The following is a 22858-nucleotide window of genomic DNA, read 5'->3' on the forward strand; positions in this document are numbered from 1 at the left end:
GGATCGTCACCGTTTCGGCGGTCTGGACGGCCGGGTACTTGCGCGATCCGCCCCGCCCGTGTGGACTACGGCCAATGCTTCGCGCACGCGCGTGGCTGAGTTATTCATCGAAACATGATCAGGAGGCAACCCGTGAGCGCGACCGCGGACCACGCGGAGGAGCGGACGAACCCTGCCGCCCGGCTGGGGTTCCAGCCCGGACAGGTGGTCCAGGAGATCGGCTACGACGAAGACGCCGAACAGGAGCTTCGTGAAGCCATCGAGGACACGATCGGCAGCGAGCTCGTCGATGAGGACTACGACGACGTGGCCGATGCCGTGGTGCTGTGGTTCCGCGACGAGGACGGAGACCTGACGGATGTACTGGTGGACGCCATCACGTACATCGAAGAGGGCGGTTCGATCCTGCTGCTGACCCCGAAGACCGGGCGTGACGGCTACGTGGAGCCGAGCGATATCTCGGAGGCCGCGACGACCGCGGGCCTGTCCGCGTCCAAGAGCGTCAGCGTGGGCAAGGACTGGAGCGGCTCGCGTCTGGTGACGCCGAAGGCCGCGAAGTCGAAGCGGTGACCTTTTCCCAGAGGTGACCTTCCCAGAGGTGACGCCGGCCGCGGTGACCGTCCTCGGGGGCTCGGCCCCCGTATCCCCGCATCGGCCTGAACGGCCCCGTCCTTGATCGTCGGACGGGCCCGTTACCGCCGGGCTGGGCCGCATGGCTCAGCCCGGCCGCCCGCATCGCCCCCGGTGATCGCTGCGTAGGGTGGTCTCACCCGAACAGCCCCCACCGAAGGGATGCAGGACGATGGCGATCCAGGTCGGCGACAAGGCACCCGACTTCGACCTCAAGGACAACCACGGTCGCAGCGTGAAGCTCTCGGAGTTCCGCGGCCAGAAGAACGTGGTGCTCCTCTTCTACCCCTTCGCCTTCACCGGCGTCTGCACCGGCGAGCTGTGCGAACTGCGCGACAACCTGCCCACGTTCGTCAACGACGACACGCAGCTGCTCGCCGTCTCCAACGACTCCATCCACACCCTGCGCGTCTTCGCCGAGCAGGAGGGCCTTGAGTACCCGCTGCTGAGCGACTTCTGGCCGCACGGCGAGACCTCGCGCGCGTACGGCGTCTTCGCCGAGGACAAGGGCTGCGCCGTCCGCGGCACGTTCATCATCGACAAGGAAGGCGTCGTGCGGTGGACCGTCGTCAACGGCCTGCCGGACGCGCGTGACCTCGACGGCTATGTGCAGGCGCTCGGCAGTCTGTGACCGGTGGCCTGTGCCGCGGTGCCCCGTGACCGACACGCATTCGTTTCTTCGGTCCCAGGGCCTGCGGGGGGCGGGAACCCGTTACTAGGATCGAGTCGTTGATCCGATATCCGACGACTCACGGGGCTCCCCGCCCCCGGACACACATGGAGGACTCGTGGGAGTCAGCCTCAGCAAGGGCGGCAACGTATCACTGACCAAGGAGGCCCCGGGCCTGACCGCGGTCCTCGTCGGTCTGGGCTGGGACGTCCGCACCACGACCGGCACCGATTTCGACCTCGACGCGAGCGCGCTGCTGCTCAACACGGAGGGCAAGGTCGGCAGCGACCAGAACTTCGTGTTCTTCAACAACCTCAAGAGCCCTGACGGCTCCGTCGAGCACACCGGTGACAACCTCACCGGTGAGGGCGAGGGCGACGACGAGGTCATCAAGGTCAGCCTCGCGACGGTCCCGGCCGACGTCGAAAAGATCGTCTTCCCGGTGTCGATCTACGACGCCGAGACCCGCCAGCAGTCCTTCGGCCAGGTGCGCAACGCCTTCATCCGCGTCGTCAACCAGGCCAACCAGCAGGAGATCGCCCGCTACGACCTCAGCGAGGACGCCTCCACGGAGACCGCCATGGTCTTCGGCGAGCTGTACCGGCACGGCGCGGAGTGGAAGTTCCGCGCCATCGGCCAGGGCTACGCCTCGGGCCTGCGCGGCATCGCACAGGACTTCGGCGTCAACGTCTGAGACGTGACCGCTGTGTCCGGTGCCGCTCCCGTCGGGGCCGGCGCCGGACCCGCAGGACAACCGGAGAAAGCTCCACCCAGGGGAGGACCAGCAATATGGGCGTCACGCTCGCCAAGGGAGGCAATGTCTCCCTCTCGAAGGCCGCACCGAACCTCACCAACGTCATGATCGGGCTCGGCTGGGACGCGCGTTCCACCACCGGAGCCGACTTCGACCTGGACGCCAGCGCGCTGCTGTGCCAGGACGGCCGGGTCCTCGGCGACGAGTGGTTCGTCTTCTACAACAACCTCAAGAGCCCGGACGCCTCGGTGGAGCACACCGGTGACAACCTCACCGGTGAGGGCGAGGGCGACGACGAGAGCATCCTGGTGGACCTGCCGAAGGTCCCGGCCGGCTGCGACAAGATCGTCTTCCCCGTCTCGATCCACATGGCGGACGAGCGCGGCCAGACCTTCGGGCAGGTCTCCAACGCCTTCATCCGGGTCGTCAACCAGGCGGACGGGCAGGAACTCGCCCGTTACGACCTGAGTGAGGACGCTTCCACCGAGACCGCGATGATCTTCGGCGAGTTGTACCGCTACCAGGGGGAATGGAAGTTCCGCGCGGTGGGACAGGGGTACGCGTCGGGGCTCCGGGGTATCGCTCTAGACTTCGGAGTCAACGTTTCGTAAAGCCGGGTACGGCGCGGGGGACATCCTCCCTCAGACTGCGTCTGGGTGAGGCCCCCCACACACGATGGGGTAGCCAGTGCTTCTCAAAACCTTCGGCTGGTCGATCGCGGTCACCGCGCTCGGCCTGGTCGCTGCGGTCTTCTACGGGGGGTGGACCGCATTCGGCATCGTGGCGATCCTGTCCATCCTCGAAATCTCGCTGTCGTTCGACAACGCGGTGGTCAACGCCGGTGTCCTGAAGAAGATGAGTGCCTTCTGGCAGAAGATCTTCCTCACGGTCGGCGTGCTCATCGCGGTGTTCGGCATGCGGCTGGTCTTCCCGGTCGTGATCGTCGCGGTCACCGCGAAGCTGGGCCCCATCGAGGCCGTCGACCTCGCACTGAACAACAAGGACCACTACCAGCAACTGGTGACCGACGCCCACCCGGCGATCGCCGCCTTCGGTGGCATGTTCCTGCTGATGATCTTCCTCGACTTCATCTTCGAGGAACGGGACATCCAGTGGCTGCGCTGGATCGAGCGGCCGCTGGCCAAGCTCGGCAAGGTCGACATGCTGTCGGTCTGCATCGCGCTGGCCGTCCTGCTCATCACCTCCTTCACCTTCGCCGCCCACGCCCACCAGCACGGCGGCGCGCACGCCGACAAGGCGCAGACGGTCCTGATCTCCGGCATCGCCGGTCTGATCACGTACATGATCGTCGGCGGGCTGTCCGGCTTCTTCGAGGACCGGCTCGAAGAAGAGGAGGAACGGGAGCAGGAGGAGGAAGAAGAGGCCGCCCGCAGCGGCAAGAAGCGTTCGGTGGTCGTCCTGGCGGGCAAGGCCGCGTTCTTCATGTTCCTCTACCTGGAGGTCCTGGACGCGTCCTTCTCCTTCGACGGTGTGATCGGTGCCTTCGCCATCACCAACGACATCGTCCTGATGGCGCTGGGTCTGGGCATCGGCGCGATGTACGTCCGGTCGCTGACCGTCTACCTGGTGCGCCAGGGCACGCTGGACGACTACGTCTACCTGGAACACGGCGCCCACTACGCGATCGGTGCCCTGGCGGTGCTCCTCCTGGTCACTATCCAGTACCAGATCAACGAGGTCATCACCGGTCTGGTCGGTGTCATCCTGATCGCTGCCTCCTTCTGGTCCTCCGTCCGCCGCAACCGCGCACTCGCCGCGGCCGAGGGCGACGCGGGCTCGGACGAGAAGGCCGAGGTCGCCTCCGGGGTGTGACACCCCGGACGGTGAGGAACGCTCTGTGCGGGGCCGTCGACGCGTTCGGCCGCCCCGCACACGTCGGGCATGAGTACTGGGGGCGGGAATGGGCTTCTTCGACGGACTGCTGGGAGGGCGGGCGGCCGAGTTCGACTCGGGCAGCGCCGCCACCAACTCCATCCAGCTCACCAAACGGCACCAGCAGGTGTCCCTGACCAAGCAGGACGCGGCCACCGGGCATCTGCGCGTCAACCTGACCTGGCGGATGCGGGAGGCCGACATGGGCGGTGCGCTGCGCACCAGCCTGTTCCGGCACCCCTTCAAGGCGCTGAAGCCCCCGGAGGTCCTCGGACACGGGCAGAGCATGGTCAACGTCGACCTCGACCTGGGCTGCCTGTACGAGCTGAGCGACGGCACGAAGGGCGTCGTACAGCCGCTCGGCGGCTACCTGGGGGACGTCAACGCAGCGCCGTACGTCAAGCTGAGCGGCGACGACCGGTTCGGTTCGGCGTCCGGCGAGACGATGTACATCAACCTGGACCACCGGGACAACATCAAACGCCTTCTGGTCTTCGTGTACATCTACGACCAGACGCCGGCCTTCGACCGCACCCATGCGATCGTCACGCTCTACCCGAGCAACGGCCCCCGCATCGAGATAGGTCTGGACGAACGCCACCCACAGGCCCGCTCCTGCGCCGTGGTGCTGATAGAGAACGTCAAGGGCGAACTACTGGTCCGCCGCGAGGTCCAGTTCGTCTACGGCTTCCAGGGCGAACTGGACCGCCTCTACGGCTGGGGCCTCCAATGGGGCCGCGGCTACAAAACCCAGACGGGCCGCTGACCCCCCGGCGCCCCAAAGGGGCGCGGGGAACTGCGCGGCAAGCCACGACGCACCCGCACCCGCCCGAACAAGGCCCCCGGCCCCCGGCCCGCGACCCCGCCCGCAACCTACCGGCTGATGAACTGCGGCCCCTGCGGCGGCAGCCGCACATCGGGCCCGGGCCCCGGCCCCGCCACCACCGGCGGATACCCGTACGCAGGCTGCGACGAGGCCGCCTGCGGATACCCATACGCAGGCTGCGCAGACGTCGACTGCGGATACCCGTACGCGGCCTGGGCCGGCACCGCGGCCGCCGGCTGGGCCGGAACCGCGGCCGTGGCCGGAGCCGGAACCGCAGCCGGAACGGTCGGAGCCGTAACGGCCGTAGGCGGCACCGTCGCAGCCGGAACAACCGTAGGCGGAGCCGGCTCCGTCGGCTGCTCCGGAGGCAGCGGCCGGGAGATCTCCGGCGCCCCCGAACCGGACTCCTGGCCCGCTTCCGACTCGTCCACCGAGATGCCGAAGTCCACCGCCAGGCCCTTGAGGCCGTTCGAGTAGCCCTCGCCCAGGGCACGGAACTTCCAGCTCTCGCCGCGCCGGTACAGCTCTCCGCAGATCAGGGCCGTCTCCGCGCCGGTCTCCGGCTTGACGTCGAAGTACGCCAGCGCCTCACCGTCGCCGGCCGACGCGTCGTACAGCAGAATGCGCAGCGACTGTACGTGGTCGAAGGTGACCCCGTCCGCCGAAGCGACCAGGAGAATCCGGCCCACAGCGGGGTCGACACCCGACAGATCTGTCTGGATCGTGTCGGTGAGGCCCTCGGTGACCCGTTTCTTGCCGAGCCGCCACACCGTCCCGGAGGGATGCCGGGGCTGGTTGTAGAAGACGAAGTCCTCGTCGGAACGCACACGACCGTCGGGACCGAGGAGCAGCGCCGAGGCGTCGACGTCGGGGATTCCCTGCCCGGACGACCAACGCAGCACGGCGCGTACCGTCGTGGCCTCCAGCGGGACGTTCGACCCTTTCAGCATCGCGTGCGTCATGCGGTCATCCTGCCCTCTCGGACCTGGTCACGACAATGCGGGGGGTGGCGGTGGCTGACACGGTTGGGTTACCTGAAATTCATGCCCGACGGGAACCCAGGGCATGGACCCCTACGTACTATTACCGGCCACCCTTACAAGGAATCGTCAGGATCACCTTGCGCCACGGGGGAGTTTCATGCGTCATTTCGGGCACATCGCCCCTGAGGTGCGACAGCGCCTCTTCCACCAGGAGCCGTGCGAGTTCACCGCCGACTCCCCGGCCCGGCTGCTCTCCGCGGCCCTGGGCGCCACGCTGTACAGCCCGGCAACCCGGCCCCGGCTCGCCGACGACATCGTCAAGCAGGCCGGACTGGGCGTGGTCTCGATGGTGCTGTGCCTGGAGGACTCGATCGACGACGCGGACGTCGTGGCCGGCGAGGAGAACCTCGTCCGGCAGTTCGCCGACCTGGCGTCCCGGACGGAGGCGCGGCTGCCGCTGCTGTTCGTCCGGGTCCGCGTCCCCGACCAGATCCCCGACCTGGTGCGGCGGCTGGGCCCGAGCGTCCGTCTGCTGTCCGGCTTCGTCCTGCCGAAGTTCACCGGGGAACGAGGGCTCCTCTTCCTGGAGGCGATGGCGAGCGCCGAGACGGCCAGCGGCCGACGGCTGTTCGCGATGCCGGTCCTGGAGTCCCCGGAGCTGCTGTACCGGGAGTCGCGGGTGCAGGCCCTGGAGGGGATCTTCCGCGCGGTCGACAAGTACCGCGACCGGGTGCTCGCCCTGCGTCTCGGCGTGACCGACTTCTGCTCCTCGTACGGGCTGCGCCGGGCGCCCGACATGACGGCGTACGACGTCCAGATCGTCGCCTCCGTGATCGCCGACGTGGTCAACATGCTCGGGCGCGCGGACGGCACCGGCTTCACGGTCACCGGCCCGGTGTGGGAGTACTTCCGGGTCCCGGAGCGCATGTTCAAGCCGATGCTGCGCAGCAGTCCGTTCCTGGAGGGACAGGCCGTCGAGTTGCGGGAGAGGCTCATCGAGCACGCGATGGACGGGTTGCTGCGGGAGATCTCCCTGGATCAGGCCAACGGACTGCTCGGCAAGACCTGCATCCACCCCTCCCACGTGCTTCCCGTGCACGCGCTGTCCGTGGTCAGTCACGAGGAGTTCAGTGACGCGCAGGACATCCTGCGGCCGGAACGTGGCGGCGGAGGTGTACTCCGGTCGGCCTACACGAACAAGATGAACGAGGTGAAGCCGCATCGCGCCTGGGCCGAGCGCACCCTGCTGCGTGCCGAGGTGTTCGGCGTCGCCAACGAGGACGTCGGCTTCGTGGAGCTGCTCGCCGCCGGCATAACCGGCTGAGCGCCCGCGCCACTAGGAACCCCATGGACCCCATGAACCCCATCACCCCTCCACCCCACGGGCCCCCGTACCCCCAGGGCCCCGATCACCCCAAGCGCTCCGTCACGGGCGCCGGGGTGTGGTCCGGCAACTGGGTCACCGAGCGGCTCGGCGTCGAGCTGACGGGCGACGACGCACTGCGCGGCCTGCTCGGGCTCGCCCTGCGCCGCAATCCCAAGCGGGCCCACCTGCTCGTCTCCAACGTCCTGGGCAAGCACGTGCCGCAGTCACCGGCCGTGGTGTACGGCCACGGGGTCGCCCTCGGCCGCCGGGTGCGGGAACTGCTGGGCGAGGAGGAGGCCGCCGCCGCGGTCGTCGTCGGCTACGCGGAGACCGCCACCGGGCTCGGCCACTCCGTCGCCGACGGCCTGGGGCTCGCCCCGTACCTGCACTCCACCCGCCGCCCGGTGCCCGGCGTGGCGCGGGCGGGCGGTTTCGAGGAGGCCCACTCGCACGCCACCACCCACCTGCTGCTGCCGGAAGATCCGGCGCTGCTGGTCGGCGATGGCCCGCTGGTGCTCGTCGACGACGAGTTCTCCACCGGCAACACGATCCTGAACACCCTTCGCGACCTGCACGAACGCTATCCGCGCCGACGATATGTGGTGGTCGCCCTGGTCGACATGCGCGCCCCGGCCGACAGCGCGCGGCTGGTGGACTTCGCCCGGGAGACGGACACCCGCGTAGACCTGGTCGCCACCGCCTCGGGCACGCTGCGCCTCCCGGCCGGGGTCCTGGAAAAGGGCCGCGAACTGGTCGCCCGCCACGACCCGCCCGCATCGGACGGCTCCGCGCCGGGCGGTACCCCAGCGGGTCCCGGTCCCGGTGCCAGTTCCGGTGCGGGTGCCGTCGCCGTCCGCGGCGCCGCCGAATCCGACGCCGTCGCCGCCCCCGGCGCTGCCGCTCCCGATACCGTCGCCGCCCCCGACGCCGCTGCCACCCTCGATGCGACTGCCACCCCCCTCGTCGCCCCCGGTGCTACCAGCGCGGTCCTCTCAGGCCCTGTCCCCGCCCTCCCCGGCACCCCCCTCCCCGGCGCCCGCGTGTCCGCCGGGCTCACCGTCCCGTTCAGCGTCGCCGCCGTGAGCGGGTGGGCCGGGCGGGGGCAGGCCGGGCGGGTCGAGCTGCGTTGGCCGCACGGGCTGCCCGACGGCGGGCGGCACGGCTTCACGCCCGCGCACCGCGCCCGCCTGGAGCGGGCCCTGCCCGCCATGGCCGCCCGGGTGGCCGAGGCCCTGCCCACCGGCACCCGGCGCGTCCTGGTCCTCGGCTTCGAGGAACTGATGTACGCGCCACTGCGGCTCGCCCGCGAACTGGAGCAGGTCGTCGCCGCCGAGGTGCGCTACTCCACCACCACCCGCTCGCCCGTCCTCCCGGTCGACGACCCCGGCTACGCGATACGCAGCCGCATCGCCTTCCCCGCCCACGACGGCCCGGCCGACGGCCCCGGCGAGCGCTACGCCTACAACGTGGCGGGCGGCGGCTTCGACACCGTCGTGGCCGTCGTCGACTCGATGGCCGACACCCCCGAACTGCACGCCCCCGACGGCCTGTTGGCCCGGCTCGGCGCGCACGCCCCGCACGTCCTGCTCGCCGTCGTACCGTCATACGTCCCCGAGCTCCTGTACGTCCCCGCCTCCCACGAGGAGAGATCCGCCATGCTGTCCGAGCCGCTGCGCGGCCCCGCCTTCTCCTCGTACGCACCCGACGAGGTCGGCTGGCTGCTCCAGGACCTCTCGGACGTGACGCTGGAGGCGCCGACCGAGGAGCGCGAGGAGGCCATCCAGAGCGGCGGTGCGCACTACGCCGAGTCGCTGCCGGTCGAGTACCAGCCGAGCGAGCAGTACCAGGAGCTGTTCCAGGCGGCCCTCGACGCCACCGTCGCCCGGCTGGCACGGGCCGTCGGCGTGGTCACCGAGACGGTCCTCGCCGAACTCCCCGACTCTCGGCTTCGCTCGAACGGGGGGCCCTCCGTCCGCCGCCCGGTCCTGGTCTCCCTGGCCCGCGCCGGCACCCCGGTCGGCGTACTGATGCGCCGCTGGGCGCGCTTCCGGCACGGTGTCGACCTGCCGCACTACGCGGTCTCGATCGTGCGCGGCCGGGGCATCGACGCCAACGCGCTGCGCTGGCTCGCCGCCCACCACGACCCGCGGGACGTCGTCTTCGTCGACGGCTGGACCGGCAAGGGCGCCATCACCCGCGAACTGGCCACTGCGGTCCGGGATTTCGAGGAGTCCGACGGCATCAGCGGTTTCGACCCGGAGATCGCGGTACTGGCCGACCCGGGCTCCTGCGTACGGACCTACGGCACCCGTGAGGACTTCCTCATCCCGTCCGCCTGCCTCAACTCCACGGTGTCCGGCCTGATCTCGCGTACGGTCCTGCGCGCCGACCTGGTCGGACCGCATGACTTCCACGGCGCGAAGTTCTACCGCGAACTCGCCGGCTCGGACGTCTCGGTGGCCTTCCTCGACGCGGTCTCCGGGTGCTTCCCCGAGGTCACGGACGAGGTGGCCGCGGCGGTGAAGGAGCTGGCCGCCACCGACCGCACCCCGAGCTGGGCGGGCTGGGCCGCGGTCGAGCGGATCAGCGAGGAGTACGGCATCCACGACGTGAACCTGGTCAAGCCGGGCGTGGGCGAGACCACCCGGGTACTGCTGCGCCGGGTGCCCTGGAAGATCCTCGCCCGGACCGGTGCGGGCGCCGACCTGGACCATGTGCGGCTGCTGGCCGAGCAGCGCGGCGTACCGGTCGAGGAGGTCGACGGACTCCCGTACACCTGCGTGGGCTTGATCCACCCCAAGTACACACGGGGCGCCACCGGCGCCGACGGCAAGGCGGTGACGGTCTGATGCCGGTGCTCGTGGCCAGCGACCTCGATCGCACCCTGATCTACTCCGCGGCGGCCCTCGCGCTGACCATGCCGGACGCCCGCGCGCCCCGGCTGCTGTGCGTGGAGGTGCACGAGAGCAGGCCGCTGTCCTACCTGACGGAGACCGCGGCCGGGCTGCTCACCGAGCTGGCGGACGCGGCGGTGTTCGTGCCGACCACCACCCGGACCCGCAAGCAGTACCTGCGCATCAACCTGCCGGGCCCGGCGCCGACGTACGCGATCTGCGCCAACGGCGGGCACCTGCTGGTGGACGGCGTGTCCGACCCCGACTGGCACGCGCGGGTGACGGCCCGGCTCGCCGACGAGTGCGCACCGCTGGACGAGGTGCGGGCGTATCTCGCCGAGACCGCGGACCCGGCGTGGGCGCGCAAGCACCGGGTCGCCGACGACCTGTTCGCCTATCTGGTCGTCGAACGCGAGCTGCTGCCCGAGGACTGGGTGAAGGAACTCGCCGTGTGGGCCGAGGACCGGGGCTGGACGGTCTCCCTCCAGGGCCGCAAGATCTACGCCGTGCCGAAGCCGCTGACCAAGAGCGCGGCCGTGCGCGAGGTCGCCCGCCGCACCGGTGCCGGGCCGACGCTGGCCGCCGGTGACTCGCTGCTCGACGCCGACCTGCTGCTGGCGGCCGACCGCGGCTGGCGGCCCGGCCACGGGGAACTGGCCGACTCCGGCTGGACGGCACCCGCGGTCAGCGCCCTGCCGGACCGCGGGGTACTGGCCGGGGAACGCATCCTGCGCGAGTTCCTGCGGACCGCTCGCCAGGGCTCGTAGCCCCGGCGGCCCGTTCGCGGGGCGATCAGCCGCAGCATCCCCCGCCGCAGCAGCCACCGCCGCCCCCGGCACCCGCCCGGGGCGCGGCGGACGGCGCAGACGCCGAGCCGCCCACGGCCACGGTCGACAGCAGCTTCACCGTGTCGTCGTGGCCCGCGGGGCAGACGGCGGGGGCGGCGGACTCCGCCATCGGACGGTTCAGTTCGAAGGTGTCGCCGCAGCTTCGGCAGCGGTACTCGTAGCGAGGCATGCGCCCAGGCTAACCGGCGCGGCCGACAGCGGCCGAGACCTCCGCCGGTTCTTTGCGCCACTGTGCCCAATGCGCCGCCGCCTCCGGCCGGGCCCGTCTCGCTGCATGCGGGAGATCGCCATACCCGGCACGTGGCTACATCCGGCGCGTCGTGTCCGGTCCGCTCCGCCGTTCCAGTCCCGGTGGTTCCGCTCCGTGCGTCACGGCCGCCCGGCGGGCCTCGAACTCGGCCTCCTCGGGATGGCGGGCCCGCCAGTACGGGTTGTCGTGCGGCAGCGTCGAGCCGACCCTGCCGTACATCCCGAACACCATCAGCAGAATGCCGACCACGAAGCTGAACAGCACGTTCTGGATCTTGAAGGCGAGGTAGTTGTACTCCGTATCCAGCAGCGCGAGGTGTATGAAGCCGCTGAGCAGGAACAGGAATCCGAACGCCATGTTCAGCGTGGACGCGAAGTTCCCGCCGATCACCATGCCGACGAACAGCAGCACCCCGACGCAGATCGACAGGACGCTGAGCGCGCCGTTGGTGCTCAGGCCCAGCGTGGTGTCGCCGCCGGTGTCGAAGAAGCCGATGCGGTTGGCGAGGCCGAGGATGCCGAAGGCCACCAGGAACAGACCCATCAGGCCCGCACCGATCCGGTAGACCTGGTTCAGCCGGTGGTCGAGGGGCAACTGCTCGTCGAACTGGATCCGGCGGCGCTCCGGGGGCGGTGAATGTGTGGCCATGTCCGCCTCCCTGGGCGTGTACGACGGGCCCTACATGTCATCCAATATCCGCCCAGCCGGCCCGACCGGCAAACGCCTCGCCTCAGTGGCCGGTCATGCCGGCCGTGCCGCGTTCCTCGCGGATGCGGGAGACCACGCGCGCCACCGTCTGCCGTACCGCCTCGGTCTCGGTCAGGAAGTGCCAGTAGTCGGGGTGGCGCCCCTCCAGGGTGCCGATCGCCCGCTCCAGCCGCGCCACCGAGTCGTCCAGCGGCCGGGCGTCCCGCGGATCCGGGGTCGACCGGCCCGTCATGGCCAGCCGCTGCGCGTCCCGGATGGCGAACCGGGTCCGCTCGATCTCCTGCTGCGGGTCCTTCTGCACGGCGTTCAGCCGGGTCAGCCGGTCACCGGCCGCCGACACCGCCTCGTCCGTGGTGTTCAGCAGCGCCCGTACGGTCGACAGCAGCGACGCGGCGTCCGGCCAGCGCTGCGCTTCCCGGGCGGCCTGCGCCTCCCGCAGCTTCAGCTCGGCCTGCCGTACGTTCTCGGCGGCCTGCGCGGGCACCTGCTGGATGTCCTGCCAGCAGGCCGCCACGAAACGGCGGCGCAGCTCGCTCAGGATCGGGTCGACCTGCCCGGCCCGGGTGGTCAGGGCCTGTGCGCGGGTCCGCAGACTCACCAGCCGGTGGTCGATCTCGGCGGCCTTCTCGGGCAGCCGCTCCGCCTCGGCCCGGATGGCCTCGGCCTCCCGCGCCACCCGCTCGGCCCGCTGCAGCGTCGGCTGCACCCCGTGCTGCCCGGCGCCCTGGTTCAGCTTGGTCAGCTCGGGGGACAGGACGGCGAGCCGGGCGGCGAGGTCGTCCGCGCTCAGCCCTGTCCCGCGGACGGCGTCCAGTGCGTTCGAGGCGGCGAGCAGTGCTTGCCGGGCCCGCTCCACGGCGGGTGCGATCCGCGCCAACTGCGTCTCGGCCTTGCCGAGCAGCGGACCGAGTCCCTCGCCGAACCGGTCCAGCTCCTGTTTGACGCGGACCAGTTCCTCCTTGGCGCCGCTCAGCTCGCCGCGGGCCCGGGCGGCGGCAGACGCCTCCAGATCGTCCCGGTCGAGGTCATGGGCGTCGACGGCCTCGATGTAGTGGCCGCTCGCCTCGTCGATGCGCCGGCTGATCGCCTCGAAGTCGGTGACTGCGCGCCGGGCCGCGGGGGAGTCGTCCACGGCCGTGATCGTCTCGATGGAGATCTTGAGGTCACGCTGGGCCGAGTCGAGTTCGTAGAACGCGGTCGCCGCGGCGTCCTTCGCGGCCTGAGCCTGGGCCCGCTGGTTGTCCGCCCGCCCGCCGAACCAGCGCCGGGTGCCGCCGCCGGCGAATGCCGCGGGCACCGCGAGGACGGCGAGCAGCGGCAGGCCCGCCAGGGTGAGGACGTCCCGGAGGGCGGAGGGGCCGCGCCCGGCCCGGGCGAACGGCGGGTACGGCTGCGATGGTGTCGTCGCCGGTGTCGCCGTCACATCCCTCTCCCGTGCTGCGCCGCGTCCTCGGTGGAGTCATTCTCCCACCAGGGAAGGACGAACACACGGGCCGGTCAGTTCGCGGTTCGTACTGTGATCTTTCCGTCGTGGGTGCGGGCGGTGACCGAGTGGGCACTGGAGTCGTCGCGCGGCACGGACACGTCGACCGAGCCGTCGTCCGCGCGGGTCGTCACCCGGTACGTGGCGCGGGGCAGGCCGATGGTGACGGAGCCGTCGTCGGTGCGGGTGTCCACCAGGTCGGGCACGGCGCCCAGCCGGAGGCGGACCGAGCCGTCGTGCGAGACCGCCCGCACCCGGGGCGAGGACACCTCGGCACGCACGGAGCCGTCGTCCGTACGCAGCTCCAGTGGGCCGGTGGAGTCGGTGACGTGCACGGAGCCGTCGTGGGTATGGATGTCCAGCGCGTCCTTGAAGCCCCGCGCGCGCACGCTGCCGTCGCCGTCCGTCACCTTGACGGCGGTCCCGCGCGGCACCTCGACGCGGTGCTTGGCCGAGCAGTCGGCGACGATGCCGGAGCACTTCAGCCGCAGCACCAGCCGGTCGTCCTTCATCGACCAGGTCACCCGCGGGTCGCTGCCGACCAGGACCGACCCGTGGAACCAGCGCGTGACCTTCACCGTGCCGGCCTCGGCCGAGTCCGCGGCGACGATCTCCAGCGACGAGTCGTCGGAGTCGACGGTGAGGGTGCGTCCGTGCAGCGCGAAGGAACGGTGATCGGGATGCTTGTCCTGCGCGGCGGAGCCGCCGCAGGCCGTGACGGCGGCGACGAGCACCACGACGCCGCCGACGGCGGCGGCCGCACGGGCGGGAACGATACGGGCCATGACTGGGACTCCCCCTGGGCCGGACGCTGGGAACTCCACGACCGTATGCAGCCCCGCGCACCATCACGATCCAGCCCACTACCGCATCCGTGGTGGGGTTAGCCCCCGGCGCCCCGCCCGGCGTCCGCCGCCCGGCCAACCGCCCGGCGTCCACGCTGGGCACCTCGCCCGGCCGGGTGCGGCCGGGCCCGTGCCGGTGGCCTCGGCGGATACGCGGCCGGGCCGCCTGCGGCCCCGTCGGATACGGGTTTGCGGCACAGCCCCTCGGGCAATGTAGGCTGTCGACCCGTCCGGGGTGCGTAGCTCAGGGGTAGAGCGCCTGCCTTACAAGCAGGATGTCGGCGGTTCGAAACCGTCCGCGCCCACCGGTGACAAGACCCTGGCCGGCTAGGGTTTGCGGCCCCTCGGAGAGATCTTCGGGGGGCCGTTTCGTGTGACCGGCCGTCGGCGCACTGATCGCGGGCCCGTGGGCACGCCGTTCATGCTCCAACGCCGTGCCGGTCTGGCCGGGCTGCCTCTGGCTCTGGCTCTAGCGGGAGCCGGCGGTGGCGGAGTTCTGCGGCTCCGTCGACGCGTCCTCGGCCGTCCGCTCCACCGGGACCTGAGCGGGCCGGTCGTCCGCCGGGCCGCTTGCCCGGTCGTCCCTGCCCTCCCCGTCGCCCGCCCGGTCATCCGCCGGGCCGTCGGCCGGCTCGTCCGCTCCGCCACCCGTCCCGCTATCCGTCCCGCCGTCCGCTCGCCCGTCCGCCTGTGCGGCGGCCTGCCTCGCGCGGGCGTGTGGCAGCGTGGTGTTGCGGATGCCCGAGATCTGGTCGTGCGGGGCGAGCCGGTGCGGGTGGCGCAGGGTGCTCCGCGCGCAGATGGCGAGCAGCGTGACACTGGTCATCACCGCGAGCAGTTCGAGGGGGTCGAGTGCGAAGAGGACCGCCGCCGCACCCTGGGCGCCCGCGTCCTGGACGCCGGCGAGCAGGTCGGACGGTATCGGCCCGGCCAGCAGGGTCAGCATGGCCAGGAACAGCCCCGCCAGGAAGGGCAGCACCAACAGCCCGAGCAGGAGCGCTCGCAGGGCCAGTCGCCCCACCACGAGCGGACCGCCGCCCTCCGCCACCAGCCGCAGCAGCAACAGCCGTTTGCCGGGTGTCGTGCCGGTCACCAGCGGCAGGAGGACGAACCAGGCCACGAAGACCGCGACGGGCATCCAGAGCGAGGGCGTCGCGCCCTGAAACGTCAGCACGGCGGTGATGAACACCGACGCGGCGACATACCCGGCCACGTCCACGACGAGCGCCGTCAGCCGGCGTCCGAACGGCACCGGGCGGGCCGCCAGCGCCCGTCCGTCCAGCGTCTCCAGCGTGGGCAGCAGCCGCGCTATCGGACCGGCCAGCAGCCAGCCGACCACCGCCCCCGAGGTGTTGACGATCAGGTCGTCCACGTCGAAGAGGCGGTACGGGCAGTCGTAGAGGCCCCACACTCCGGTCCACTGCGTCAGCTCGAAGGACAGCGCGACGGCGAGGCCGGTCCAGGCGGTGGCGTGCAGCGAGCGCCCGAAGTGATAGCGCAGGAAGATGCCGAGCGGCACGAGCAGCAGCAGGTTGAAGAGAGTTCCGGCGACGGCGGGGTTCTGGAGGACCAGCGCATCGAGCCCGATCTTGTGGTCCGCCTCCTTCCAGATGTCGCTGAAGGTGTTTCCGGGCTTCAACTGCGGATGGGCCACCAGCACGAACCGCTCACACATGTCGGCTGTCTTCTTCGGCAGCGGCACGATCGTCAGGCAGTAGGCAGTGAGCAGGTAGTAGAGGAAGCCGTAGAGCGACAGCGTCCTTCCCGGGGACATCACGCCGTGCCGGCGGTAGACGACGACGGCCGTCGGCAGCAGTAACAAGAGCGCCAGCAGCGGGAAAAGAGCAGCTGCCGTCTTGATCGGCAGAAGGTAAGCGGTGGCCATGCGCAGGACTGTACGCGATGCGTATACATGTAATGTATAGATGGCATGTATAGCCGGTGCGTATGTGTGCATATCCCCGCAGGGTGCAGTCCGGGGCCGCGTTGATCCGCCGAACCGCAGGGGCCTTTTCCGTATCTTCTCCGGATCACTTCTCCAAGCGGCCCGCTGTGGCCCGCTGTGGCCCGCTGCGGTCGGCTGCGGTCAGCTGTGATTCGCTGTGCGCCGTTCCGTGCGACGGGAGAGGGTGGTGGGTATGGCCGGCACGAGACCTGTGGTGATCTACCCGCCCGACGAGGACGGCGGGCGGCGGGTGCGGGTGGACGGGGAGATCCTGGGCCGGGCGTTCAGCGTGCAGGACATCGCCCGGTTCATGCAGCAGGCGGGACTTCAGGGCTGGGACGAGATGGACGTGGTCAGGTCCGAGCTGATCGAGTGGCGGGGTGGCGGCCCCGACGCGTGGGCGCACTGACGCGGGCGGAGCGACGGTCCGCCGTCACCACAGACGCATCCATGTCACCACAGACGCATCCCCGTCACTACAGGCGCTCAACTGCGCTTCGCCGCCTGCCCGCGGAGTGCGTTGCTTGCAGCGCTGCCCGGCAGCCGCCGTGCGCTACCCGATCTGCCAGGATGGCGCGCGTCGTAGGCGAACAGAGGCGGGGAACATGATCGTTGTACTGCTCGGTGTCCTGGTGCTCGTCGTCGCCGGGTGCGTCTGTGTGGTCTGGGCACAGCGCGGCGGGCCGCGGTGGGTCCGCGCGGCGGCGGCGCTGACCCTCGGCGCGGGCGAACTGCTGCGGTTTGCCGAGAAGAACCGACGGCGCGGTAGCAGCAGCAGCGGCGGCGGCGACGACGGCGACGATTAAGGCCCTTCTGGTGGTCTGACGGACCCTGTCCGCATTCCGGCCGGCGGCCGGGGTCAGCCGAGGTGCACCCGGATCGTGCCGTCCGCCGCCCGCTCCGGGCGGACCCCGGTCAGGTCGTTCACGACGAAGTCCGGCTCGTGCACCCGGGCGCGCGGCCCCACGCCCACGACCCGCATGCCCGCGGCGCGGCCCGCGGCGATGCCGGCGCCGGAGTCCTCGAAGACCAGGCAGTCGGCGGGCGCGACACCGAGTTCCGCGGCGCCCTTCAGGAAGCCCTCCGGGTCGGGCTTGCTCGCGCCGACCGATTCGGCGGTGATCCGCACCTCCGGCCGCTCCAGCCCCGCCGCGGCCATCCGTACCGTGGACAGGGCGACGTCGGCGGAGGTCACGAGGGCGTGCGGCAGCCCGTGCAGGGCCCGCAGGAAGGCGCCCGCGCCCGGGACCTCGACGACGCCCTCCACGTCGGCGGTCTCCTCCGCCAGCATGCGGGTGTTGTCGGCGAGGTTCTGCTCGACGGACCGGTCGGGCAGCAGCAGGGCCATCGAGGCGTGCCCCTGCCGTCCGTGCGCGACCCGCATCACCTCGTCGCCGTCCAGTCCGTTCCGCTCGGCCCAGCGGCGCCAGATGCGTTCGACGACGGCGTCGGAGTCGACCAGGGTGCCGTCCATGTCGAGCAGCAGGGCGCGGGCGGTGAGGGCGGTGGGCGGCATCGACGGCTCCAAGCGGGACGGAAGATCAGGAGTGGGGCGTGCCCCGGGGCGTAGGAGGTCCTGCGGGGTCCTGCGGGGTCGCCCCGGAGATTCAGGGGTTTCCGGAGGCCCCGGATCGTCGGACCCGCCGGAGGGACAAGGCGGCCCCGCCCGCCGGTCAGGGGAAGCGGGCGGGAGCCACTTTGTTCGTCTACGGTACAAAACCGCTCCGGTGTCCCGCCAGCACCCCCCGCGAGCGTTCACCGGACGTTCAGTCCGCCCGGCGGCAGCGGGCCCGGCGGGGGTCCACCGGTTCCCGGTCGTCAGGCCACCGCCTCCCACAGGCTCCACACGCCCAGCGCCAGCATCAGCAGGGCCGCGATCCGGGTGATCAGCGTCAGCGGCACCCGCTTCATCAGCGCCTTTCCGCCGACGATGCCCAGACCGGCCACCGCCCACAGCGCCAGCACCGCGCCGAGGCCGACGGAGAGCGGGTTGTCGTAACGGGCCGCGAGGTTCGCGGTCATGATCTGCGTGAGGTCGCCGAACTCGGCGACCAGGATGAGCATGAAGCCCGTCCCGGCGACCTTCCAGAAGGACTGGTTCTCCGGCTGCCGGATGTCCTCCTCGCCGTCGTCCTTCTTCAGCAGCAGCACCGCCGCGCCGCCGAGGAAGAGGACGCCCGTCACTGCCTGGACGATCTGGTGCGGCAGCAGGGTGAGCACGCTGCCCGCCGCGACGGCGAGCACGACGTGCAGGGTGAAGGCGGCGGCGACGCCCGCGAAGACGTACGAGGCGCGGTAACGGGTGCCGAGGACGAGGCCGGCCAGTGCGGTCTTGTCCGGCAGCTCGGCGAGGAAGATGACGCCGAAGACGAGCGCCGTCACGGTGATGCTGATCAAGATTCCTCAATCGGTCGGGGGCCGCCCCGCCGAGAGTGTTCCTGCTTCGCGATCACGACACCTCGGCATGGCAGTCCACATGGCACCCATGCCGTCGGGCACGGGCGTGCACTGCTTGCCGAAGGTCTCGCTGGCCGACCCCGTCTCCGAGGTCCGCCTCCGGGCGCCGGCTCAGACGAGCTGAGCAGTGTGTCGACGATCCCGGCGTAGAGCTACTCCCCTTCCGCGCCAGCCATCGTACGCGAGGAAAAGTTCGACCGTAAACCTTGTCGTGTCATGTACGCGTCACTAACTTCTTACCGGGCACACACCCGAGCGCAACGCCGGTCCGCGAGCATTCCTTCGCTCGCGCTCCAACACCCCCACGACTCAAGGGAGTTCGCATGCCCAGGATCTACGCGCGTCGACGGGTCAGCATACTCGGCGCACTCACCGCCCTCATAGCCTCCGTCGCGCTTTTCAACTCCCCGGCCGCCTCCGCCGCGCTCCCCACCCCCATCAGCGGCGCCACCGCCCGCAGCTACCTCGCCCAGCTCACCGTGGCCACCGAGAACCGCACCGGCTACGACCGCGACCTCTTCCCCCACTGGATCACCATCAGCGGCGCCTGCAACACCCGCGAGACGGTCCTGGGGCGCGACGGCTCGAACGTCGTCACCGACTCCTCCTGCGCCGCCACCAGCGGCAGCTGGTACTCCCCGTACGACGGTGCCACCTGGACCGCCGCCTCCGACCTCGACATCGACCACCTCGTCCCGCTCGCCGAGGCCTGGGACTCCGGAGCCGGCAGGTGGACCACCGCCCAGCGCCAGGCGTTCGCCAACGACCTGACCCGTCCGCAGCTCATCGCCGTCACCGACAACGTGAACCAGGCCAAGAGCGACCAGGACCCGGCCGAGTGGATGCCGTCCCGCACCGCCTACCGCTGCACATACGTCCGCGCCTGGGTCCAGGTGAAGTACTACTACGACCTCTCCGTGGACTCCGCCGAGAAGAGCGCCCTCACCAACTACCTCAGCGGCTGCTGATCCGCACCTGAGCGGCTGCCGATCACCGCAACCGCTCCGCACCGGCCTCCGTCGTTCCGTACCGTACGGGACGACGGAGGAGGGTGATCGTGACCGAACTGCGCCTGGGACCACTGCTGAGGTACGCCGACGGCTCGTCGGCGACCGTCTGGGTGGAGGCGAGCCGCCCGTGTACGGCCGAGGTGCGCTGCCCCGACGGCGCGGGCGGCACGGCCCGCACCTTCCAGGTCGCGGGCCACCACTACGCCTTGGTCCCGGTGACCGGCCTGACCCCGGGCACGGCACCGGAGTACGAGGTGTTCCTGGACGACACCCGCGTGTGGCCGCTGCCCGACTCGCCCTTCCCGCCCTCGGTCATCCGCACGCCCGCCGCCGACGACACCGTGCGCATGGCGTTCGGTTCCTGCCGCTGGGCCGCGCCCCCCGCCGATGGGCACGACCGGGTCGGCCCCGACGCGCTGAACTCGCTCGCTCTCCGGCTGGCCGCCGCCCCCGACGCCGAGCGGCCCGACGTCCTGCTGCTGCTCGGCGACCAGGTGTACGCCGACGAGACCTCCGGCGCGATCCGCCGCCGCATCGCCGCCCGCCGCGGCCTGGACGATCCCCCGGGCAGCGAGGTCGCCGACTACGAGGAGTACACCTGGCTCTACTACGAGTCCTGGCTCGACCCCGAGGTGCGCTGGCTGCTGTCCACCGTGCCCAGTTGCATGATCTTCGACGACCACGACGTGATCGACGACTGGAACACCTCCGCCGCCTGGCTCGCCGACATGCGCGCCACCGACTGGTGGCGCGAGCGGCTGCTGAGCGGCCTGATGTCGTACTGGGTGCACCAGCACCTCGGCAACCTGTCCCCGGCCGAACTCGCCGCCGACCCGCTCTACGCCGCCGTGCGCCAGACCCCCGACGGCACGGACCTGCTGCGTGCCTTCGCCGCCGAGGCGGACGCCGACCCCGCGTCGGTGCGCTGGAGTTACCGCCGCGACTTCGGCCGGGTCCGGCTGCTGATGGTGGACACCCGGGCCGCCCGGGTGCTCGACGAGAACCGCCGCGCGATGCTCGACCCCGGCGAGGCCGCCTGGCTGCGCGACCAGGCGCTGGCCGACCGGGGTTCCTGCGACCACCTGCTGATCGGCAGCTCGCTGCCCTGGCTGCTGCCGCACCTGGTGCACGACGCCGAGACCTGGGACGCGGCGCTGTGCCGGGGTGAACGCGGGCCGCGCTGGGCACGGTTCGGCGAGGACCTGCGCCGCCGGGCCGACCTGGAGCACTGGGCGGCCTTCCCGGACTCCTTCGCCGCCCTGGCCGCCCTGCTCGCCGAGGCCGGTTCCGGACCCGGGGCACCGGCGACGGCCCTCGTCCTGTCCGGGGACGTCCACCACGCGTACGTCGCCGAGCCGTCCTGGCCCGCCGGCCGGCCCGACGCCCGGGTCCTCCAGCTCACCTGCTCCCCGGTGCACAACTCCATCCCGCTCTCGATCCGGCTCGGCTTCCGCTTCGGCTGGAGCGCGGTGGCCCGTGCCCTGGGACGCCTGTTCGCCCGGCACGGCCGCTGCCCCGGGCCGCCGGTCGACTGGCGCAGGGCGGGCGGCCCGTGGTTCGGCAACCAGCTCATGACGCTGACATTGGCGGGGCGTTCGGCCCGGCTGCGGCTGGAGCGGGCCCGCCGGGACGGGACGCTGACGACCGTGCAGGAGTCCGCCCTCACGGGATCATGAGGGGTGGCCGGGGGCATAGCCCTTCACATGGGCCGGACAGGTCCATACCTCGACACCGGGTCCGCTTCCGGTGTCGATCCACTCGACGAGTACGGCTTCGGTGGTCTCGCGCAGGCAGCGTGCGCAGACCCGGACCCGGGCCGGGGTCCTGTTCTCGGGTGCCTGGTGGGTCATGCGGTCGCCTCCGCGGCGGTGCGGGTGGGGGCGAACGCGGAGAGGGGGAAAGGGGCGCCTTCGTAGGTGTAGGGGTAGTCGACGCCGAGCGCGGCGAGGGCTGCGGCGCGTCGCCGTTCCCGGGTGACGGCCGAGTGGCGGGGCGTCGTTTCGGTGCGGACGTAGGGGCGTACGAGGCGTGTTTCCTCACCGCGCAGGGGGGCGCGGCGGGCGCGGACGTGGTCGGGGACGGGTGTGGACCAGGCGTACGCCCTGGGGCTCTGGTCGGGGGGTTGTGGAGGGGCGGGGGGCGGTACGGCGGCGAGGAGGTAGCGGGCGCTGTGGCGGCCGGGCCGACGGCGGCGGGGGCGGCGGGGGACGAGGACGGAGAGCGTCCGGGAGAAGGCGCGGGCGACGGTGTCGCGGATGGTCGTATCGGTGCTGTGGGTCATCGGCGGGGTACGCCCCAGTCGTTCAGGCGTTCCGCGACCCAGGTGTGGCTGACCTGGAAGGAGCGGGCGAGGGAGGTGATGGACTCGCCGTCCTGGTAGCGGGTGGTCACGTCGGTGCGGTGGTCGGTGAACTCGGCTTGCGCGGCCTGCACTTCGGTTGTCGTGCGGCGGGGCGTGCGTCCGCGGAAGAGACGGTGGGCGGGGCGGCGGTGCAGGTGGGCCTCGTAGCGCTGGCGGCGCGGGACGCCCCATTCGTCGAGGCGGAGGGCGAGCCAGTGGGGGGTGACGCCGTACGCTTCGGCGATCCGGGCCAGCGGCTCACGGGCCCGGTAGCGTTCGACGACGGTGTCCTTGTCGTCCCGGGCGGCCTGGCGTGCGGCGGCTCTCCTGGCGGGGGCCGGGGTGTCGGCGGGCCGGACGGAGAGGGTGAAGGTACAGCCCGCGTCGGGGATCCGGACGGCCAGCGCGCGCCCGGCCCTGATCTGCTTGTGTGCGGCGCGCTGCTCGGTGGGGTCGGTGGCCCAGGCGCGGAGTTCGGCGGGGCAGTCGGGCACGGGTACGGGCGCCGTGCGCATCGCCGGCCGCACCCACGCCGAGTGCTGCGGATCGGGATCGAGCCGGTCCGCGATCCGCAGGGCTTCGCCGCGCAGCCAGCGCAGCGCGAGTTCCGGGGAGGCGGTCAGGGAGGTGCCGAGGCTGTACTGCGTGGTCCCGGCAGCACCGAACACCGGGCCCGTGGCCCGCACCTCCGCCCGGTAACGGGCCGCAGCGGTCACAGCACCTCACCCCGGCTGCGGGCGTTGGCGCGGGCGGTCTCGGCGCGCAGCCGCTGCGCGGGGCTGGCCGGGTGCGCGTCGACCGGGTCAACGGTCCATTCCCGTCCGCCTGTTACGGATCGCAGGTACCAGAGCCCTGCCAACTCACCTCGAAATTCGCCGACTTGTTCGTCTGCGTCCACCATGAGAGTGCCAGTGGGGGGTGCGTGTGGGGGGATTTGTGGCTGGTTGGGGTCGTT

General features: G+C 71.4%; 25 protein-coding genes and 1 tRNA gene. 14 read left to right on the plus strand and 12 right to left on the minus strand.

Annotated features, from left to right (window positions below; genetic code table 11):
* The first annotated feature begins 132 nt into the window (after positions 1-132).
* The 6 genes from ACFYPJ_RS03065 (at position 133) to ACFYPJ_RS03090 (ending at position 4713) form a co-directional block, all read left to right on the plus strand.
* Positions 133-570 (plus strand): DUF3052 domain-containing protein, encoded by a 438-nt coding sequence (locus tag ACFYPJ_RS03065; RefSeq protein WP_389009470.1) that lies wholly within the window; start codon positions 133-135, stop codon positions 568-570.
* Between the two features lie 232 nt (positions 571-802).
* Positions 803-1261, plus strand: coding sequence for a peroxiredoxin (locus tag ACFYPJ_RS03070; RefSeq protein WP_389009472.1), 459 nt, complete (start codon positions 803-805; stop codon positions 1259-1261).
* Between the two features lie 157 nt (positions 1262-1418).
* Positions 1419-1994: a TerD family protein gene (locus tag ACFYPJ_RS03075; RefSeq protein ID WP_389009474.1), complete on the plus strand. Its 576-nt coding sequence runs from the start codon at positions 1419-1421 to the stop codon at positions 1992-1994.
* A 95-nt stretch (positions 1995-2089) separates the two neighbouring features.
* Positions 2090-2665, plus strand: coding sequence for a TerD family protein (locus tag ACFYPJ_RS03080; protein WP_389009476.1), 576 nt, complete (start codon positions 2090-2092; stop codon positions 2663-2665).
* A 76-nt stretch (positions 2666-2741) separates the two neighbouring features.
* Positions 2742-3887, plus strand: a complete 1146-nt coding sequence (locus ACFYPJ_RS03085; protein ID WP_389009478.1) for a DUF475 domain-containing protein — start codon at positions 2742-2744, stop codon at positions 3885-3887.
* A gap of 88 nt (positions 3888-3975) precedes the next feature.
* A complete protein-coding gene (locus tag ACFYPJ_RS03090) occupies positions 3976-4713 on the plus strand; it encodes a Tellurium resistance (RefSeq protein ID WP_389009480.1) in 738 nt (245 codons plus the stop codon).
* 107 nt (positions 4714-4820) lie between these two features.
* Here the strand turns inward: ACFYPJ_RS03090 and ACFYPJ_RS03095 are convergent, their stop codons facing one another.
* Complete coding sequence (locus ACFYPJ_RS03095; RefSeq protein ID WP_389009482.1) at positions 4821-5735, minus strand: TerD family protein; 915 nt, start codon at positions 5733-5735, stop codon at positions 4821-4823.
* A 178-nt stretch (positions 5736-5913) separates the two neighbouring features.
* On the opposite strand from ACFYPJ_RS03095, the gene ACFYPJ_RS03100 reads away from it, so the two are divergent.
* From ACFYPJ_RS03100 to ACFYPJ_RS03110, 3 genes are read left to right on the plus strand one after another with little or no spacing between them, the layout of a single operon-like run.
* The gene (locus tag ACFYPJ_RS03100; protein ID WP_389009484.1) at positions 5914-7080 is read left to right on the plus strand and encodes an HpcH/HpaI aldolase/citrate lyase family protein; all 1167 of its coding nucleotides are present in this window, start codon (positions 5914-5916) and stop codon (positions 7078-7080) included.
* 32 nt (positions 7081-7112) lie between these two features.
* Positions 7113-9971 carry a phosphoribosyltransferase gene (locus tag ACFYPJ_RS03105; protein ID WP_389009487.1) on the plus strand — a complete coding sequence of 953 codons (2859 nt, stop codon included), beginning with the start codon at positions 7113-7115 and terminating at the stop codon, positions 9969-9971.
* Complete coding sequence (locus tag ACFYPJ_RS03110; RefSeq protein ID WP_389009490.1) at positions 9971-10783, plus strand: HAD family hydrolase; 813 nt, start codon at positions 9971-9973, stop codon at positions 10781-10783. The genes ACFYPJ_RS03105 and ACFYPJ_RS03110 overlap by 1 nt, the downstream gene beginning before the upstream one ends.
* 25 nt (positions 10784-10808) lie before the next feature.
* Here the strand turns inward: ACFYPJ_RS03110 and ACFYPJ_RS03115 are convergent, their stop codons facing one another.
* The 4 genes from ACFYPJ_RS03115 to ACFYPJ_RS03130 all read right to left on the minus strand — a co-directional run bounded on the left by ACFYPJ_RS03115 (position 10809) and on the right by ACFYPJ_RS03130 (position 14090).
* Positions 10809-11033, minus strand: coding sequence for a zinc ribbon domain-containing protein (locus ACFYPJ_RS03115; protein WP_389009493.1), 225 nt, complete (start codon positions 11031-11033; stop codon positions 10809-10811).
* A gap of 135 nt (positions 11034-11168) precedes the next feature.
* Positions 11169-11762 (minus strand): DUF4383 domain-containing protein, encoded by a 594-nt coding sequence (locus ACFYPJ_RS03120; protein WP_389009496.1) that lies wholly within the window; start codon positions 11760-11762, stop codon positions 11169-11171.
* Positions 11763-11844: 82 nt separating this feature from the next.
* Entirely contained in the window at positions 11845-13245 is a 1401-nt protein-coding gene (locus ACFYPJ_RS03125) for a hypothetical protein (RefSeq protein ID WP_389009499.1), read from the minus strand.
* A 74-nt stretch (positions 13246-13319) separates the two neighbouring features.
* On the minus strand, positions 13320-14090 hold the full coding sequence (locus tag ACFYPJ_RS03130; RefSeq protein WP_389009502.1) for a DUF4097 family beta strand repeat-containing protein: 771 nt from the start codon (positions 14088-14090) through the stop codon (positions 13320-13322).
* Positions 14091-14383: 293 nt separating this feature from the next.
* On the opposite strand from ACFYPJ_RS03130, the gene ACFYPJ_RS03135 reads away from it, so the two are divergent.
* Positions 14384-14455, plus strand: a tRNA-Val gene (locus ACFYPJ_RS03135).
* A gap of 164 nt (positions 14456-14619) precedes the next feature.
* Here ACFYPJ_RS03135 and ACFYPJ_RS03140 read toward each other — a convergent pair.
* Positions 14620-16035: a VanZ family protein gene (locus ACFYPJ_RS03140; RefSeq protein WP_389009505.1), complete on the minus strand. Its 1416-nt coding sequence runs from the start codon at positions 16033-16035 to the stop codon at positions 14620-14622.
* Positions 16036-16288: 253 nt separating this feature from the next.
* On the opposite strand from ACFYPJ_RS03140, the gene ACFYPJ_RS03145 reads away from it, so the two are divergent.
* Positions 16289-16504, plus strand: a complete 216-nt coding sequence (locus ACFYPJ_RS03145; RefSeq protein WP_389009508.1) for a hypothetical protein — start codon at positions 16289-16291, stop codon at positions 16502-16504.
* 196 nt (positions 16505-16700) lie between these two features.
* Positions 16701-16901, plus strand: coding sequence for a hypothetical protein (locus ACFYPJ_RS03150; protein ID WP_389009511.1), 201 nt, complete (start codon positions 16701-16703; stop codon positions 16899-16901).
* Positions 16902-16954: 53 nt separating this feature from the next.
* Here ACFYPJ_RS03150 and ACFYPJ_RS03155 read toward each other — a convergent pair whose 3' ends face one another.
* Both ACFYPJ_RS03155 and ACFYPJ_RS03160 read right to left on the minus strand, forming a co-directional pair.
* Positions 16955-17611 carry an HAD-IA family hydrolase gene (locus tag ACFYPJ_RS03155; protein ID WP_389009514.1) on the minus strand — a complete coding sequence of 219 codons (657 nt, stop codon included), beginning with the start codon at positions 17609-17611 and terminating at the stop codon, positions 16955-16957.
* 302 nt (positions 17612-17913) lie between these two features.
* On the minus strand, positions 17914-18492 hold the full coding sequence (locus ACFYPJ_RS03160; protein WP_389009517.1) for a TMEM165/GDT1 family protein: 579 nt from the start codon (positions 18490-18492) through the stop codon (positions 17914-17916).
* A gap of 383 nt (positions 18493-18875) precedes the next feature.
* Here ACFYPJ_RS03160 and ACFYPJ_RS03165 point away from each other — a divergent pair, with 383 nt between their 5' ends.
* Both ACFYPJ_RS03165 and ACFYPJ_RS03170 read left to right on the plus strand, forming a co-directional pair.
* Positions 18876-19520 carry an HNH endonuclease family protein gene (locus ACFYPJ_RS03165; RefSeq protein ID WP_389009520.1) on the plus strand — a complete coding sequence of 215 codons (645 nt, stop codon included), beginning with the start codon at positions 18876-18878 and terminating at the stop codon, positions 19518-19520.
* Positions 19521-19609: 89 nt separating this feature from the next.
* Positions 19610-21238, plus strand: a complete 1629-nt coding sequence (locus ACFYPJ_RS03170; protein ID WP_389009523.1) for an alkaline phosphatase D family protein — start codon at positions 19610-19612, stop codon at positions 21236-21238.
* Here ACFYPJ_RS03170 and ACFYPJ_RS03175 read toward each other — a convergent pair.
* The 4 genes from ACFYPJ_RS03175 to ACFYPJ_RS03190 are packed head-to-tail and all read right to left on the minus strand — an operon-like array spanning position 21233 to position 22762.
* A complete protein-coding gene (locus tag ACFYPJ_RS03175; RefSeq protein WP_376526014.1) occupies positions 21233-21412 on the minus strand; it encodes a hypothetical protein in 180 nt (59 codons plus the stop codon). The two genes, ACFYPJ_RS03170 and ACFYPJ_RS03175, sit on opposite strands and share 6 nt — an antisense overlap.
* Positions 21409-21843 carry a hypothetical protein gene (locus ACFYPJ_RS03180; RefSeq protein ID WP_389009526.1) on the minus strand — a complete coding sequence of 145 codons (435 nt, stop codon included), beginning with the start codon at positions 21841-21843 and terminating at the stop codon, positions 21409-21411. The genes ACFYPJ_RS03175 and ACFYPJ_RS03180 overlap by 4 nt, the downstream gene beginning before the upstream one ends.
* Positions 21840-22619 (minus strand): hypothetical protein, encoded by a 780-nt coding sequence (locus tag ACFYPJ_RS03185; protein WP_389009529.1) that lies wholly within the window; start codon positions 22617-22619, stop codon positions 21840-21842. The genes ACFYPJ_RS03180 and ACFYPJ_RS03185 overlap by 4 nt, the downstream gene beginning before the upstream one ends.
* Positions 22616-22762: a hypothetical protein gene (locus ACFYPJ_RS03190; RefSeq protein WP_389009532.1), complete on the minus strand. Its 147-nt coding sequence runs from the start codon at positions 22760-22762 to the stop codon at positions 22616-22618. Before ACFYPJ_RS03190 ends, ACFYPJ_RS03185 begins: the two co-directional genes overlap by 4 nt.
* Between the last annotated feature and the right edge of the window lie 96 nt (positions 22763-22858).

The sequence above is a fragment of the Streptomyces sp. NPDC006012 genome (assembly GCF_042871185.1).
Lineage (GTDB): Bacteria > Actinomycetota > Actinomycetes > Streptomycetales > Streptomycetaceae > Streptomyces.

What these genes read in the sequence shown, in the direction of transcription:
- ACFYPJ_RS03070 (WP_389009472.1), top strand. Translation starts at nt 803, where the DNA reads ATGGCGATCCAGGTCGGCGACAAGGCACCCGACTTCGACCTCAAGGAC.
- ACFYPJ_RS03080 (WP_389009476.1), top strand. Translation starts at nt 2,090, where the DNA reads ATGGGCGTCACGCTCGCCAAGGGAGGCAATGTCTCCCTCTCGAAGGCC.
- ACFYPJ_RS03090 (WP_389009480.1), top strand. Translation starts at nt 3,976, where the DNA reads ATGGGCTTCTTCGACGGACTGCTGGGAGGGCGGGCGGCCGAGTTCGAC.
- ACFYPJ_RS03095 (WP_389009482.1), bottom strand. Translation starts at nt 5,735, where the DNA reads ATGACGCACGCGATGCTGAAAGGGTCGAACGTCCCGCTGGAGGCCACG.
- ACFYPJ_RS03100 (WP_389009484.1), top strand. Translation starts at nt 5,914, where the DNA reads ATGCGTCATTTCGGGCACATCGCCCCTGAGGTGCGACAGCGCCTCTTC.
- ACFYPJ_RS03105 (WP_389009487.1), top strand. Translation starts at nt 7,113, where the DNA reads ATGAACCCCATCACCCCTCCACCCCACGGGCCCCCGTACCCCCAGGGC.
- ACFYPJ_RS03110 (WP_389009490.1), top strand. Translation starts at nt 9,971, where the DNA reads ATGCCGGTGCTCGTGGCCAGCGACCTCGATCGCACCCTGATCTACTCC.
- ACFYPJ_RS03115 (WP_389009493.1), bottom strand. Translation starts at nt 11,033, where the DNA reads ATGCCTCGCTACGAGTACCGCTGCCGAAGCTGCGGCGACACCTTCGAA.
- ACFYPJ_RS03120 (WP_389009496.1), bottom strand. Translation starts at nt 11,762, where the DNA reads ATGGCCACACATTCACCGCCCCCGGAGCGCCGCCGGATCCAGTTCGAC.
- ACFYPJ_RS03130 (WP_389009502.1), bottom strand. Translation starts at nt 14,090, where the DNA reads ATGGCCCGTATCGTTCCCGCCCGTGCGGCCGCCGCCGTCGGCGGCGTC.
- ACFYPJ_RS03140 (WP_389009505.1), bottom strand. Translation starts at nt 16,035, where the DNA reads ATGGCCACCGCTTACCTTCTGCCGATCAAGACGGCAGCTGCTCTTTTC.
- ACFYPJ_RS03145 (WP_389009508.1), top strand. Translation starts at nt 16,289, where the DNA reads ATGGCCGGCACGAGACCTGTGGTGATCTACCCGCCCGACGAGGACGGC.
- ACFYPJ_RS03150 (WP_389009511.1), top strand. Translation starts at nt 16,701, where the DNA reads ATGATCGTTGTACTGCTCGGTGTCCTGGTGCTCGTCGTCGCCGGGTGC.
- ACFYPJ_RS03155 (WP_389009514.1), bottom strand. Translation starts at nt 17,611, where the DNA reads ATGCCGCCCACCGCCCTCACCGCCCGCGCCCTGCTGCTCGACATGGAC.
- ACFYPJ_RS03165 (WP_389009520.1), top strand. Translation starts at nt 18,876, where the DNA reads ATGCCCAGGATCTACGCGCGTCGACGGGTCAGCATACTCGGCGCACTC.
- ACFYPJ_RS03175 (WP_376526014.1), bottom strand. Translation starts at nt 21,412, where the DNA reads ATGACCCACCAGGCACCCGAGAACAGGACCCCGGCCCGGGTCCGGGTC.
- ACFYPJ_RS03180 (WP_389009526.1), bottom strand. Translation starts at nt 21,843, where the DNA reads ATGACCCACAGCACCGATACGACCATCCGCGACACCGTCGCCCGCGCC.